We start from the raw sequence: 14,120 nt of genomic DNA on the forward strand, positions 1-14,120 counted from the left end.
GCTGGCGGGCGCGGCCCGTGATGGCGCTGGCGGGCGCGGCCCGTGATGGCGCTGGCGGGCGCGCCCGTGGCGGCGGGGCGGCCGGTCAGGCGCCCGCCTCGGCGGCCATGGGGGCCGCCGGGGTGAAGCCGGCGAGCTCGGCCGAGAACCACTCGATGGTCCGCCGCAGCCCCTCCTCGGCGGGCACCTGGGCCTTCCAGCCGAGTCGCTCGGCCGCCAGCGACGTGTCCGGCCGGCGCACCCGGGGGTCGTCGGCCGGCCGGTCGATGAACTCGATCGGCGACGACGACCCGCTCAGGTCCCTGACCATCGTGGCCAGCTCCAGCATGGTCAGCTCGTCCGGGTTGCCGATGTTCACCGGCCCGGCGAAGTCGCTGGCCGCCATCGCCAGGATGCCCGACACCGTGTCGTCCACGTAGCAGATCGACCGGGTCTGCGAGCCGTCGCCGGTGATCGTGATCGGCTCGCCCATGAGCGCCTGCCGGATGAACGTCGGGATCGCCCGGCCGTCGAACGGCCGCATCCGGGGCCCGTACGTGTTGAAGATCCGCACGATGCCCGTGTCGGTGCCCCGGGCGTGCCGGTAGGCCGTGGTCAGCGACTCGGCGAAGCGCTTGGCCTCGTCGTAGACGCTGCGCGGGCCGACCGGGTTGACGTTGCCCCAGTACGTCTCGCGCTGCGGATGCTCCAGCGGGTCGCCGTACACCTCGCTGGTGGAGGCGAGCACGAACCGCGCGCCCTTCTCCCGGGCCAGCCCGAGCGCGTGCAGGGTGCCGACGCTGCCGACGCGCAGCGTCTCGATCGGGTAGCGCAGGTAGTCGGCCGGCGAGGCGGCCGAGGCGAAGTGCAGGACCAGGTCCAGCCGGTCGGGCACGTGCACGTAGCCGGTCAGGTCGCATTCGATGATGCGGAACGACGGCCGGTCGATCAGGTGTTCCACGTTGCGTGGGCCGCCGGTGAGGAAGCTGTCCATGCAGACCACGTCCGCCCCCTCGTCCAGCAGCCGCTCGCACAGGTAGGAGCCGAGGAACCCGGCTCCTCCGGTGACCAGCGCCCTCATGACGTGACCTCCATTGCGGCGTCGACGACTTCGGATACTTCGATCTTCAGCAGCCCCGGGTCGGGCCGTTCCCCGTGCGGGTCCCCGTTGCGGCCCGCCCAGAGCGCGACGTGCCGCCAGCCGGGCGGCGGCCCCCACAGCGCGGGCGACACCGGCCCGAACAGCACCACCGACGGCACGCAGAACGCGGTCGCCAGGTGGGCGACGCCGGTGTCGCCGCACACGACCAGCCGGGCCCGGCCGACGAGGTCGATCAGGTCGGCCAGGTCGGTGCGGCCGGCCAGCATTCGTTCCGGCGGCAGCCCGGCCAGCTCGGCGACCCGCCGGGCGATGCCGACCTCGGCGGCGCTGCCGGTGACGACCACGTCGTCCAGCGCCGCCGCCACCCGGGCGAACCGCTCCGGCGGCCACCGGCGCGCCGGGTAGGCGGCGCCCGGGTGCACGATCGCCGGGCCGGTCCGGTCGGAGACGCCGAGCGTCAGGTCGTCCGGGTCGGCGGGGATGCCGTGCCATTCCAGCAGCTCGCACCAGCGCCGCACCTCGTGCAGGTCGTCGCGCCAGGCGGGGCCCGTCCCGTAGCTGATCAGCCTGCCCGGGCCGGTACGGCGCAGCGCCTCGATGCTCTGCGGGCCCTTGCCGTGCAGGTTGACCGCGATGTCGGGCCGCTCGAACGGCACCGGCCCCGGCCCCGACACGTCGAGGTGCGCGTCCACCGCCCCGATGAACGGCAGCAGCGGGCCCAGCACGGCGGGCGCGGCGAGCGTGATCCGGTGCTCCGGGAAGGCCTGGCGCAGCGCGCGCAGCGGGGGGACGGCCGTCAGCAGGTCGCCCAGTCCCAGCCCGCGCAGCACCAGCAGTTCTAGGGCCATGACGTCTCCGTGCCGGGGCAGATGACGAGCTCCCTGATCTCGCAGCCGGCCGGTTGCGACAGCGCGAACACTACGGTCCTGGCGACGTCCGCCGGGTCGTTCAGCCCGGCCTCGGGGCCCGGCTTGTACTGTTCGGGGCGGCCGTCGAAGAAGCTCGTCCGCATGCCGCCCGGCACCAGCAGCGTCACGCCGATCTCGCCGCGCATCTCCAGCGCCAGCGCCCGGGTGAAGCCGACGACGCCGAACTTCGACGCGCTGTAGGCCGAGGCGTCGCTGAGCGGCCGCAGCCCGAGCGTCGAGGCGCAGGTGACGACCCGGCCCCGGGACGCCTTCAGGTGCGGCAGCGCCGCCCGGACGACCGCGGCCGTGCCGAGCAGGTTCACCCGGATCACCCGCTCCCAGTCGTCGGCGGGCACGTCCTCCAGCCGCCCGCACGCGTCGATGCCCGCGGCGGTGACGACGGCGTCCAGGCCGCCGGCCCGCTCGGCCAGCTCCCGCACCGCCCGCTCGGCCTCGCCCCGGTCGGCCAGGTCGGCGGTCACGTGCTCGAAGCGCTGGTCGGGGTCGCGCACGTCGACGACCAGCGGACGCCAGCCCTCCTTCTCCACCGCTTCCGCCGTGGCCAGGCCGAGCCCGGACGCGCCTCCCGTGATCAATACGTTCATCGGATCTCCCTGATCAGATTCGTGGTCGACCGTCCCGGCAGCAGGCTCAGCACGACCGTTTCCGCGCCGAGCCCTGCCAGGACCTCGGATTCGGGCAGGTTCCCGCCCTCGTAGTCGCCGCCCTTCACCCACACGTCGGGGCGGAGCAGCTCGATCGCGTCCACGGGGGTGTCCTCGTCGAACACCAGCACCGCGTCCACGCAGCTCAGCGCGCGCAGCACCTCGACCCGGTCGCGGACGTCCACGACCGGCCGGGCGGGGCCCTTGAGCCTGCGCACCGACGCGTCGGAGTTGACGCAGACGACGAGCGCGTCGCCCAGCGCCCTGGCCCGCCGCAGCAGGCTCACGTGCCCGGCGTGCAGCAGGTCGAAGCAGCCCCCGGTGGCGATCAGCCGCCCGCCGGAGGCCCGGGTGAGCTCGGCCACCTCGACCGCGGTGCGCGGCCGGTCGCCCAGCTCCTGCTCCTGGACGCGGACCGCGGCGGCGCCGCCGCGCGCGACGAAGCGCGAAGCCTCGCCGACGCCGATCGTCACCGCCTCCTCCACGTCCGCGCCGGCCCGCAGGGCGAGCGCGGCGGCGCTCGCGAGCCGGTCACCGGCGCCGCACACGTCCTGGCCGGTGGCCAGCACGGGCGCCGGAATCCTGGTGAGGGAGCCGTCGCGGCGCGCCAGCGAGGCGCCGCGCGTCCCGGCCGTCACGGCGACCGCCCGGGCGTCCAGCTCGCGCAGCAGCCGCCGGGCGGCCCGGTCGGGGCCGGGGTAGGGGCCGGGGCACAGGCCGCGCGCCTCCGCCTCGCTCGGCGTGACCAGGGCGCAGCCGGCCGGGGGCCGCTCGCCCTTCGGGTGCGGGTCCCACACGACCGGCACGTCCACGCCCCGCAGCAGCTCCAGCGCGACCCTGGCGACGCCCCGGCCGTAGTCGGCGACCAGCACCGCGCCCGCCTCGGCGACCGCCTCGGCCGCCCTGGCGTGCTCGGGCGCCCGCCTGGCCCGGCCGTCGCCGGTGTCGATCCGCAGCAGCGTCTGGCCGCGCGACCTGATCCTCGTCTTGCGTACGGTGCCGCCGCGCAGCGGGAGGCGGACCAGCTCCAGCTCGTCGGCCAGCAGCCCGCACAGGCGGCGGCCGGCCGGGTCGTCGCCGATCGCGGTGATCAGCACCACGTCGGCGCCGTCGCGGGCGGCGAGCAGCGCCGCCAGGCCCGCGCCGCCGGGCCGGGCGCGCTCGGCGGCCACGTCCACCACCGGCACGGGCGCGTCGGGGCACAGGCGCTCGGTCTCGCCCTCGACGTCCACGTCGAGCAGCGTGTCCCCGATCACCACGAGCGGCCCCATCACAGCGCCTCCTCCACCGCGTCGCAGAGCATGTGGATCATCGCGAGGTGGACCTCCTGGACGGTGGCCGTGTCGTCGAACGGCACGGCGACGGTCTCGTCGCAGACGTCGGCCAGCGGGTTCGGCGCGGGCCCGGTCAGCGCCCAGGCGAGGATGCCGGCCTCCTGCGCCGCCAGCGCCGCGTTGATCACGTTCGTGCTGCCGCCGCTGGTCGACAGGCACACCAGCACGTCACCGGGCCGGCCGTGCGCCCGCACCTGGCGGGCGTAGACCTCGTCGGCGCCGTAGTCGTTGACGATCGCGGTCATCGAGGAGGTGTCGGCGTGCAGCGGGATCGCCGCGTACGGCTGCCTGTCGTCCTTGAACCTGCCGACCAGCTCGGCCGTCAGGTGCTGCGCCTCGGCCGCCGACCCGCCGTTGCCGCAGGCCAGCAGCCGGCCGCCGGCCGACAGCACGCCCGCCAGCTTGCCGCCCCAGGCGCGGACCGTGACCGCGTGGCCGTCGACCCGCGCCAGGGCGGTGCGGAGCTTCTCCAGATGCGTGTCCATGGCTACCCCCCAAGAGCGGCCAGACGGCGCGGCTGGCCGTCGATGACCTGCGTGTACACGGCCTCGGTCAGCTCGGCGACCCTCGGCCAGCCGTACCGGTCGCGGGCCCGGCGGGCTCCCGCCTCGCCCAGTTCGCGGCGCCTGTCCGGGTTGTCGAGCACGTCGCGCAGCGCCCTGGCCAGGGCGCGCGGGCGGCGCGGCGGCACGAGCAGGCCCGCCCCGGCCACCGTGTCCAGGTGGCCGCCGACGGCCGAGGCCACCACCGGCACCCCGCACGCCATCGCCTCCACCGGCACCATCCCGAACGGCTCGTACCAGGGCACCGCGACGAGCACGTCGGCCGAGCGCATCAGCGCGGGCACGTCCTCGCGCGGCACGCTGCCGATCACCCGCACCCGGTCGGCCAGCCCGTAGCGGCCGGCCAGGTCGCGCAGCCGCACCGCCTCCTCGTCGTCGGCCCGCCCGCCGGCGATCACCAGGTCGGCGTCCGGCAGCCTGCGCAGCGCCGCGATCACCGTGTCGACGCCCTTGCGCGGCACCAGCCGGCCGATGCTGAGCACCAGCGGCCGCCCGTCGCGCGGCGCGACCGGCCCGTCCGGGCGGAACGCGTCCACGTCCACCCCGCACGGCACCACGGTGATCCGCCGCTCGGGCACGCCCATCGCGCGCAGCTCCAGCACCTCGTCCCGGCAGGTCGCCAGGATCGCGTCGGCCCGCTCGCCGATCTCGCGCTCGGTGGCGATCCGGTGCGCCGGGCTGGTGTCGGCGCCGCCCTGCCAGCGCCGCTTGACCGTGCCCAGCGCGTGGAACGTCTGCACCACCGGCACCCCGTCGGCGGCATCCAGCGCCGCCTGCCCGCTCATCCAGAAGTGCGCGTGCACCACGTCCGGCCGGCGGCGCGCCCACCGCTCGGCCAGCCGCTCGGTGAACTCCGGCATGTACGGGGGAAGCTCGTCCTTGGGCACCGGGGCGAGCGGCCCCGCCTGGACGTAGGAGACCGTGACGCCCGGCGCGAGCGGCACCGAGACGGGACGGACGGGATCGGACCGGCGGGTGTGCACGACCACCGAGTGGCCGCGCCCGGCCAGCGCCACGGCCAGCGCGGCGACGTACACGTTCTGGCCGCCCGAGTCGACGCCGCCCACGGCGGCCAGCGGATCGGCATGCTCCGAGATGAGATCGATCTTCACTGCGCCAGCTCCCTTACTGCCTTGACCACCTGCTCACTCGTCACCTCTGACAGGCACGGATGCCCGGGTACCGGGCACAGGCGCGCCCTGCTCGCGCGGCAGGGCGCCTGCTGGTCACCGAGAAGCACCACCGGCACGCCGTACGGAGCCCAGCGGGCGGCCGGGACGACGGGAGCGAACAGGCTGACGACCGGGGTGCCGACCGCGGCCGCCAGGTGCGCGGGGCCGGTGTTGCCGGCCACCAGCACCGACGCGCCCTCGATCACGGCCGCCAGCTCGGCGAACGTCGTCCTGCCGCCCAGGTCGGCGGCGACCTGGTGGGCGACGAAGGCGGTGAGCTCGCGTTCCTTGCCGGTGACGACGACGCGATGCCCGTCGTCGACCAGCTCCTTCACGGTCTGGCGGTGCCTCTCTGCGGGCCAGGACCGGGCGGGGGCGGTGGTCCCCGGGTGCACCACGACATACGCGCCTTTGCCGGCAACGCCGCCGGCGCTCAGTGCCTGCCCGATCTGGCGGCTCATATCCGGAAGTGGCCGCCGAACTGCGAGTCTGCCGTCGTCGCCGGGCGCGAGCTCGAACCCGGCGGCGCGGGCCAGTTCGAGCATCCGCTCGGCCTCCGGCACGTCCTGGCTCTCGTCCACGACGTGACGCACGTCGAGCAGCGAGCCGGGGTAGTCGTTGCTGATCGCCGAGATGCGGCGCACCCCGGCCAGCCGCAGCAGCAGGGCCAGCGGCAGCGCCGACTGGTGGAAGGACGTGAGGATCAGCGCCTCGTCGATGCCGCGCACCCGCCGGACCAGCTCGTTCACCCGGTCGGCGTCCACGGCCGGCGGGTGGTGGTCGATCCACGGGGCCCGCCACTCGATCACCCGGTCCACCCCGGGCAGCAGCTCGGCCGCCGCCCGGCCGTGCGGGCCGGCCAGCATCACCACCTCGCGGGCGCCCTCCCGGACCGCCCGCACGGCGGGTCCGGCCAGCAGCACGTCCCCGGCGTCGTCGAGCCGCGCGACCAGCACCCGGCCCCGGCCGCGCCGCGGCCCGCGGCCCGCCGGCTCGCTCTCGGCGGCCGGCTGCGCCTGCGGGCGGGCCCGTGACAGCACCGCAGCGCTCATCGCCGCACCCTCCATTCCCCCCGAAGCCGGTGCGCGCAGGCGACCGGCGGGATCACGACGCTGGTGACGGCCATCCGCGCCACCTCGGCGGGCGTCCGCGGGCCGGGCGCGATCCGCGCCCACGCGAACTCCGCCGTCATCGCCGCCCACCCCGCGGCCGCCACCCCGGCCGCCCAGGCCAGCCTGCGGCTCCTGTCCGCCGCCCGGGTGGCGCGCCCGGCCGCGGCCGGCGTGCGGCGGACGGCGGGGAGCGCGGCGGCGGTGGCCGCCAGGGCGAGGGCTGTCAGGCCGAGGGCCGTGGTGACGGCGTGGCGGCGCAGGCGGCCGCGCGGGCCGCCGATCGCCGCCCGCCAGCCGCGCCCGTGCAGGCGCCGCATCAGCGCGTCGTCGGCGTTGCCCCGCTGGAAGCGCACGCTGGACCAGTAACCGTCCTGCCGCAGCGGGTGCACGGTCACGCGCGAGCCCCGCACCAGCCGGTGCCCCGCCGCCCGCACCCGCAGCGCCAGGTCCGCGTCCTCCCGGTACGCGCGCGGGAAGCGCTCGTCGAAGCCCCTCACGATCTCCAGCGCCGACAGCCGGTAGGCCATGTCGGCCGTCGGCCACTCGGCCGTCTGCAGCCCGGCGGTGTGCCGTTCGGCGTCGGTGGGCGGCCGGTCGCGGGGCAGCGGCACCACGATGCGGCCCTGGCTGCCCGCCACGTCGTCCGGCAGGTCGGCCAGGTCCTTCCAGACCGCCTCGGCCCACCCGGGCTCCGGCACCACGTCGTCGTCCAGGAACGCCACCCACGGCGTCCTGGCGAGCCGCCAGCCGGCGTTGCGGGCCGCCGCCGGCCCCCGCCCGCCCGAGCGCACGACGCGGACGTGGGACGGCAGCGCGAGCGGCGGCGAGCCGGTGCGCCGGTCGTCGGCCACGATGATCGGCAGGTCCGTCCCCAGCGCGTCGAGCGTGGCCGCCAGCGACGGCCGCCCGATCGTGGGGATCACCACAGTGATCATGATCCGAACACCTCCGCGCGCCGCACCAGGTACGGGCCGAGCGCCAGCACCTCGACGGGCGAGGAGCCGAAGCACTCCAGGGCGTCACGCGGGTCGTCCACCATGGGCCGTCCCGCCGTGTTGAGGCTCGTGTTCACCACCACCGGCAGCCCGGTCAGGCACTCGAACTCGGCCAGCACCCGCGCCATCAGCGGCTGCGCGGCGGGGGAGACCGTCTGGATGCGGGCGGTCCCGTCCACGTGCACCACGGCCGGGATGCGGTCGCGCCAGTCGGGATGCACGTCGTGCACGAACAGCATGTACGGCGAGGGCGTCGGCCCCCGCCCGAAGATCTCACCGGCCCGCGACTCCAGGACCATCGGCGCGATCGGCCGGAACTGCTCGCGCCCCTTGACGTCGTTGAGCCGTTCGGTGTTGCGCGCGTGCCCGGGATGGGCCAGCAGCGACCGCTGTCCCAGGGCGCGCGGCCCGTACTCGGAACGCCCCTGGAACCAGGCGACGATCCGGTCGGCGGCGAGCTCGGCGGCCACGGCGGCGGCCAGGTCGGCGGGCCGCGAGTGCGGCACCCGGGCCACCTCCAGCCACGCGCCCAGCTCCTCGTCGGTGAACCCGCGCCCGAGCGCGGCGCTGGTCATCGGCGCGGCGGGCTCGCCGTACGCCTGCGCCAGGTGCAGGGCGCCGCCGAGCGCGGTGCCGGAGTCGCCGGCGGCCGGCTGCACCCACACCTCGTCGAAGGGCCCCTCGGCCAGCAGCCGGGTGTTGGCCACGCAGTTCAGCGCGACGCCCCCGGCCAGTGCGAGCCGCCGTTCGCCGGTGCGCTCGTGCAGCCAGGCGGCCAGCTCCAGCAGCACCTCCTCCAGCCGCGTCTGCACGCTGGCGGCCAGGTCGGCGTGGTCGGCGGTCCACGGCTCGCCCTTCTGCAGGGCCTTGGCGTAGCCGTTCCAGTCGACGGGCCCGGCGCGGAAGCCGCCGTCGCCGGTGGTGCAGATCAGCTCGCGCAGCTCGGCCAGGTGGCGCGGCGTCCCGTAGGAGGCCATCGCCATGACCTTGTACTCGTCGCTGGAGCGCATGAAGCCCAGGTGCTCGGTGACCTCCTCGTACAGCAGGCCGAGCGAGTGCGGCAGCCGCTGCGTGGCCAGCACCTCCAGCTCGCCGTCGCGGTAGCGGCCGGCCAGGTGGGAGACGTCCTCGCCGCGCCCGTCGCACACCAGCACCGCGCAGTCGCGCCACGGTGAGGCGAGCCCGGCCGAGGCGGCGTGGGCCACGTGGTGCGGCACGTACCGCACCTGCGCCGGGTCCAGCCCGGGCAGCGCCGTGGCCAGGAACAGCGGGGCGCGTACCGCGTAGCGGGTGCGCAGCTCCTCCCAGTCGCCGTCGGGCGCCTGCCGGACCAGGGCGGGGTCGTAGGAGTAGGCCACGGCGTCGACGTCCTCGGGCCCGATCCCCGCCTCGCGCAGGCACCAGGCGGCGGCCTGCTCCGGCAGCTCCCACGCGGAGAACGGCAGCGGGCGCTTGCCGTGCTTGCGGCGGCTGAACCGCTCCTCCTCCGCGGCGGCGACCACCTTGCCGTCCACCACGAGTGCGGCGGCCGGGTCGTGGAAGATCGCGTTGATGCCGAGAAATCTCATCAGTCCTCCCCCTGCGGATTGGGAGAACCGCTACCGAGAGGAGCGGCTCTCAAACATGACCCGATCCCGGGAAATGCGGAAACGCCCTGCGCCAAAGGGTGGTTGATTACTCTAAGTAGTTGTTTGCCGGACATGCGGCCGGGTAGCTGCGAGGCACGCGACGGAGGTGGGCAGTGTTCGAACAACGACGTCCCGGGGCCGTGCTCTTCGACCGTGACGGGACCCTGATCAGGGACGTCCCGTACAACGGCGACCCGGCCCGGGTGATCCCGATGCCGGGCGCGCTGGAAGCCCTCGGCAGGCTGCGGCGCGCCGACGTGCCGGTGGCGGTCGTGACCAACCAGTCGGGCGTGGCCAAGGGCCTGCTGACGGCCGACGAGATGGAACAGGTGAACGCCCGCGTGGAGGAGCTGCTCGGGCCGTTCGACGCGTGGGCGATCTGCGTCCACGACGACGGCGACGGCTGCACCTGCCGCAAACCCGCGCCCGGCCTGGTGATCAGGGCGGCCGCGGTGCTCGACGTGAGCCCGCGCGACTGCGTCGTCGTCGGCGACATCGGCAGGGACATGGAGGCCGCCAGGGCGGCGGGCGCCCGCGGCATCATGGTGCCCACGGCCCTGACCCTCCAGGAGGAGATCGACCGGGCCGCCGAAGTGGCCGCCGACCTCATCGACGTCGCCGACCGCGTGCTGAGCGACACCGTCACCGTCGCCGCCGGCCAGGACGCCCGCCACGTGGACTGGAGCCACTGGTGAGGATCCTGCTCTGGCACGTGCACGGCTCGTGGACGACCGCGTTCGTCCGGGGCCGCCACGACTACGTCATCCCGCTCGTCCCCGGCCGTGGTCCCGACGGCCGGGGGCGGGCGGCCACCTACGACTGGCCCGCCGCCGCCCGCGAGGTGCCCTGGGACCGGCTCCGCGACGAGCCGATCGACCTGGTCGTCTACCAGCGGCCGCACGAGCTGGAGCTGGCCCGCGAATGGCTCGGCCGCGACCTGCCCGGCGTCTACGTCGAGCACAACACGCCCAAGGGCGACGTGCCCGAGACGCGGCACCCGCTGGCCGGGCGCGACGACATCCCGCTGGTGCACGTCACGTACTTCAACGAGCTGTTCTGGGACAACGGCCGGGCGCCCACCCGGGTGATCGAGCACGGCGTGCCCGACCCCGGCCACCTCTACACCGGCGAGCTGCGCCGGGCCGGCGTCGTGGTCAACGAGCCCGTCCGGCGCACCCGCGTGGCCGGGACCGACCTGCTGCCGCGCTTCGCCGCCGCGGCGCCGCTCGACCTGTTCGGCATGAAGGTCGACGGCCTGCCCTACGGCACGTACGAGGACCTGCCGCAGCACGCCATGCACGCCGAGCTGGCGCGGCGGCGCGTCTACCTGCACCCCTACCGCTGGACCTCGCTCGGGCTGGCGCTGATCGAGGCGATGACGCTCGGCATGCCCGTCGTGGCGCTGGCCGCCACCGAGGCCGTCGAGGCGGTGCCGCCGGAGGCGGGCGTCGTCTCCACCCGCGTGGACGTGCTTGCCGACGCGCTCAGGGGCTTCGCCGACGACCCCGAGCGGGCCGCGCAGGCGGGCAAGGCCGCCCGCGCCGCCGCCCTGTCCCGGTACGGGCTCGACAGGTTCCTGCGTGACTGGGACCAGCTGCTCGAAGAGGTATGACCCGATTTCGCCTGGGTAGGCGCGATGAGCATGACGACGACGCTCGAATGGTCACGCAGGGCAGCCTGCCTGGACCTGGACCCTGAGCTGTTCTTCCCGATCTCGCACCAGGGCCCCGGCCGCTCGCAGGTGGAACGCGCCAAGGCGATCTGCCGCGACTGCCCCGTGCGCAGACCCTGCCTCGACTACGCGATCAGCAGCCGCCAGGCGCACGGCGTCTGGGGCGGCACCGACCCCGACCAGCGGCGGGCCCTCATCCCGAAGGCGTTGCCGCCGCCAGGAACCGCGCCCGCTCGTCCTCTTCGAGGTGGTCGCTGAACAACACCCCGTCGAGATGGTCGACCTCGTGCTGCATGACCCGGGCCAGCACCCCGAGCGCGCGCACGGTCACCGGCTTGCCGAACATGTCCCGGCCACGCGCCGTCACCATGTACGCCCGCTCCAGCGGCCACCACACGCCCGGCGCCGACAGGCACGCCTCGTCCGCCGTGATCCGGCGCTCCGACAGCTCCAGCCTCGGATTGACCAGATGGCCCTGCGCGCCGTCATAGGCGTAGACCAGCACGCGCAGCGGCACCCCGAGCTGAGGAGCGGCCAGCCCGGCCCGGCCCTGACCGGCACGCAGCGTCGCCGTCAGGGACTTGACCAGCTTGCGCAGCTCGCGGTCGAAGTCCTTCACCGGCTCCGACACCACGCGCAGCGCCGGGTCGCCGAACATCCGGATAGGCACCGTCACCCGAAACTCCCCGATACGTCGCGTCGCACTCCCAAGGGGTTTCCCCGGCGCGAGCCCCGCCAACCGCGCGGATCCGGGCTTGTGGCACCGCGGTGACAGCTCCTCACGGCCCCGGCGGCAACAGTGCTTTTAGCACGGCGGTAACAGTGCCGAAACGCCCCGATCGCAGGATCGAAGACGTGATTTCACCATCGGCTCTCACCCGTGTGATGCCCCGTCCCGCCGGCGAGGTGCCCGCATGATCCTGGAGACCGCGCCCGACGCGCTGGCGGGCTTCACCGTCGGCGTCACCGCAACCCGGCGGCGCGAGGAGTTCGGCGCGCTGCTCGAACGGCGCGGCGCCCGCGTGCTGAGCGCCCCCGCGATCAGGCTCGTGCCGCTCGCCGAGGACGCCGACCTGCTCGCCGCCACCCGCCTCACCCTGGACGGACCGCTCCACGACGTGGTCATCACCACCGGGGTCGGCTTCCGCGGCTGGATGGCCGCCGCCGAGGGCTGGGGGCTCTCCGGCGACCTGGCCGAGCACCTGTCACACGCCCGGCTGCTCACCCGCGGCCCCAAGGCCAGGGGAGCCGTCCGCGCCGCCGGGCTGAACGACCACTGGACGGCGCCCGCCGAGTCCTGCGACGAGGTGAAGGACCACCTGCTCGCCCAGGACCTGCGCGGCCGCCGCATCGCGGTGCAGCAGCACGGCGAGCCCCTCACCGGCTTCGCCGACGCCCTGCGCGCCGCCGGGGCCGAGGTGATCGAGATCCCCGTCTACCGGTGGCTGCCCTACCGCGACCCGTCGCCGCTGCGCCGCCTCATCAGCCAGGCCGTCTCCGGCGCGGTCGACGCCGTCGCCTTCACCAGCGCGCCCGCCGTGCACGCCATGCTCGGCGCGGCCCGGGCCGAGGGGCTGGAGGAGGGGCTGCTGGCCGCGTTCGCCGGGCCCGTCGTGGCCGCCTGCGTCGGGCCGGTCACCGCCGCGCCGCTGACCGAGCGCGGCGTCCCCACGCTGCAGCCCGACCGCTCCCGGCTCGGCGCGCTGGCCCGCGCCCTGGCCAGGCACCTGCCGGAGCACGCCGTCATCCGGCTGGACGCGGGCGGGCACCGGGTGGAGATCCGCGGCCACGCGGCCGTCGTCGACGGCGAGCTCAGGCCGCTGCCGCCCGCCCCGATGGCCGTGCTCAAACGCCTGGCCGCCAAGCCCGGCCACGTCGTCTCCCGCGCCGACCTGCGCACCGTGCTGCCGGGCAGCGCCGCCAAGGAGTCGGCCGAGCACGCCGTAGAGATGGCCGTCACCCGCCTGCGCCGCGCCCTCGGCCCCGGCGGCATCGTCGAGACGGTCGTCAAACGCGGCTACCGCCTGGCCTGCGCCTACGACCCCGCCCCATGACCCGCACCCGTAAGGCAGACCCATGACCCCCGCACCCCCGCCGACCGGCAGACCGGCGACCCCCTCGCTCCCGCTGAGCGGCAGGCCGACGCCCCCTTCGCTCGTGCTGAGTGGCAGGCCGGCGCCTCCTTCGCTCGTGCTGGCCGCGCACGGGACGCGTAGCCGGGAGGGGGAGCGGACCCTGGCGGCGCTGGCCGGGGCCGTGCGGCGGGCCCGGCCCGGCGTCCGCGTCGAGCTCGCCTACCTGGAGATCAGCTCCCCGCCGCTCCCGGCCGTGCTGGCCGCCGCGCGCGGCCCGGTCGTCGTCGTCCCGCTGCTGCTCGCCGGCGGCTACCACCTGCACGTCGACCTGCCCGCCGTCGTCGCCGCGCACCGCCCCGGCGCCGTCGTGGCCGACCGGCTGGGCCCGCACGACCTGCTCACCGCCGCCCTGGCGGGCCGCCTGGCGCAGGCGGGCCTGCGCGCCGGCGACGCGGTCGTCCTCGGCGCGGCCGGCTCGTCCGACCCGGCCGGGCTCGCCGACGTCCGCGCCGCCGCCCGCCTCCTCAGCGCGCGCCTGGCGCGGCCCGTCACCGCCGCGTTCGTCTCCAGTGGCTCCCCGTCGCTGGGCGAGGCGCTCGCCCGCGCCCGCTCACCGCGCGTCGCCGTCGCCTCCTACCTGCTGGCCCCCGGGTTCTTCCACGCCCGGCTGCGCGACTCGGGCGCGGACGTGGTCAGCGCCCCGCTCGGCCCCGCCCCCGGCGTGGCCGACCTCGTCTGGCTCCGCTACGACGCCGCCGTACGCGCCCGGCCGGACGGCCCCGGCTCCCGGACGGGCTCCTCGGCGCTCGCGTCCCGGCCGGGCTCCCCGGCGCTCGCGTCCCGGCCGGGCACGCCGTACGCGCCGGCGACCGGCTCGATGTAGGCCTGGTGGAACACCCGGCCGGCAGCCACCGC

15 protein-coding genes are annotated in these 14,120 nt (G+C 75.8%); 5 read left to right on the forward strand and 10 right to left on the reverse strand.

The features are described from left to right. Positions 1-85 precede the first annotated feature (85 nt). The 9 genes from ACWDXC_RS13230 to ACWDXC_RS13270 are packed head-to-tail and all read right to left on the reverse strand — an operon-like array spanning position 86 to position 9,398. A complete protein-coding gene (locus ACWDXC_RS13230; RefSeq protein WP_219505574.1) occupies positions 86-1,060 on the reverse strand; it encodes a UDP-glucuronic acid decarboxylase family protein in 975 nt (324 codons plus the stop codon). Continuing rightward, positions 1,057-1,929 carry a glycosyltransferase family 9 protein gene (locus ACWDXC_RS13235; protein WP_357586777.1) on the reverse strand — a complete coding sequence of 291 codons (873 nt, stop codon included), beginning with the start codon at positions 1,927-1,929 and terminating at the stop codon, positions 1,057-1,059. The genes ACWDXC_RS13230 and ACWDXC_RS13235 overlap by 4 nt, the downstream gene beginning before the upstream one ends. Continuing rightward, the gene (locus tag ACWDXC_RS13240; RefSeq protein WP_219505570.1) at positions 1,920-2,594 is read right to left on the reverse strand and encodes an SDR family oxidoreductase; all 675 of its coding nucleotides are present in this window, start codon (positions 2,592-2,594) and stop codon (positions 1,920-1,922) included. The genes ACWDXC_RS13235 and ACWDXC_RS13240 overlap by 10 nt, the downstream gene beginning before the upstream one ends. Next, positions 2,591-3,925, reverse strand: coding sequence for a PfkB family carbohydrate kinase (locus ACWDXC_RS13245; protein ID WP_449982032.1), 1,335 nt, complete (start codon positions 3,923-3,925; stop codon positions 2,591-2,593). Before ACWDXC_RS13245 ends, ACWDXC_RS13240 begins: the two co-directional genes overlap by 4 nt. After that, positions 3,925-4,473, reverse strand: coding sequence for a D-sedoheptulose-7-phosphate isomerase (locus tag ACWDXC_RS13250; RefSeq protein ID WP_357586781.1), 549 nt, complete (start codon positions 4,471-4,473; stop codon positions 3,925-3,927). The genes ACWDXC_RS13245 and ACWDXC_RS13250 overlap by 1 nt, the downstream gene beginning before the upstream one ends. A 2-nt stretch (positions 4,474-4,475) precedes the next feature. Continuing rightward, positions 4,476-5,663, reverse strand: a complete 1,188-nt coding sequence (locus tag ACWDXC_RS13255; RefSeq protein WP_449981241.1) for a glycosyltransferase — start codon at positions 5,661-5,663, stop codon at positions 4,476-4,478. Beyond that, positions 5,660-6,775, reverse strand: coding sequence for a glycosyltransferase family 9 protein (locus ACWDXC_RS13260; RefSeq protein WP_449981243.1), 1,116 nt, complete (start codon positions 6,773-6,775; stop codon positions 5,660-5,662). The genes ACWDXC_RS13255 and ACWDXC_RS13260 overlap by 4 nt, the downstream gene beginning before the upstream one ends. Then, complete coding sequence (locus ACWDXC_RS13265) at positions 6,772-7,770, reverse strand: glycosyltransferase family 2 protein (protein ID WP_449981245.1); 999 nt, start codon at positions 7,768-7,770, stop codon at positions 6,772-6,774. The genes ACWDXC_RS13260 and ACWDXC_RS13265 overlap by 4 nt, the downstream gene beginning before the upstream one ends. Continuing rightward, a complete protein-coding gene (locus ACWDXC_RS13270; protein WP_219519064.1) occupies positions 7,767-9,398 on the reverse strand; it encodes a carbamoyltransferase family protein in 1,632 nt (543 codons plus the stop codon). Before ACWDXC_RS13270 ends, ACWDXC_RS13265 begins: the two co-directional genes overlap by 4 nt. 173 nt (positions 9,399-9,571) lie before the next feature. Here ACWDXC_RS13270 and ACWDXC_RS13275 point away from each other — a divergent pair, with 173 nt between their 5' ends. Genes ACWDXC_RS13275 through ACWDXC_RS13285 form a run of 3 tightly spaced genes read left to right on the forward strand, consistent with a single transcriptional unit; the run spans position 9,572 to position 11,388 of the window. Continuing rightward, positions 9,572-10,153, forward strand: coding sequence for a D-glycero-alpha-D-manno-heptose-1,7-bisphosphate 7-phosphatase (locus ACWDXC_RS13275; RefSeq protein ID WP_308126249.1), 582 nt, complete (start codon positions 9,572-9,574; stop codon positions 10,151-10,153). Then, the gene (locus tag ACWDXC_RS13280; RefSeq protein ID WP_449981248.1) at positions 10,150-11,070 is read left to right on the forward strand and encodes a glycosyltransferase; all 921 of its coding nucleotides are present in this window, start codon (positions 10,150-10,152) and stop codon (positions 11,068-11,070) included. The genes ACWDXC_RS13275 and ACWDXC_RS13280 overlap by 4 nt, the downstream gene beginning before the upstream one ends. Positions 11,071-11,094: 24 nt before the next feature. Further along, entirely contained in the window at positions 11,095-11,388 is a 294-nt protein-coding gene (locus ACWDXC_RS13285) for a WhiB family transcriptional regulator (protein WP_246647011.1), read from the forward strand. On the opposite strand, the gene def is transcribed toward ACWDXC_RS13285, so the two are convergent. Beyond that, a complete protein-coding gene (gene def, locus ACWDXC_RS13290; RefSeq protein ID WP_308126248.1) occupies positions 11,324-11,806 on the reverse strand; it encodes a peptide deformylase in 483 nt (160 codons plus the stop codon). The genes ACWDXC_RS13285 and def overlap by 65 nt on opposite strands. 238 nt (positions 11,807-12,044) lie before the next feature. On the opposite strand from def, the gene ACWDXC_RS13295 reads away from it, so the two are divergent. Together ACWDXC_RS13295 and ACWDXC_RS13300 are read left to right on the forward strand one after the other, a co-directional pair. Beyond that, positions 12,045-13,184, forward strand: coding sequence for a uroporphyrinogen-III synthase (locus tag ACWDXC_RS13295; RefSeq protein WP_449981250.1), 1,140 nt, complete (start codon positions 12,045-12,047; stop codon positions 13,182-13,184). A 22-nt stretch (positions 13,185-13,206) separates the two neighbouring features. Further along, on the forward strand, positions 13,207-14,088 hold the full coding sequence (locus ACWDXC_RS13300; protein ID WP_449981252.1) for a sirohydrochlorin chelatase: 882 nt from the start codon (positions 13,207-13,209) through the stop codon (positions 14,086-14,088). The last annotated feature ends 32 nt before the right edge of the window (positions 14,089-14,120 follow it).

The organism is Nonomuraea sp. NPDC003214, from assembly GCF_053590035.1.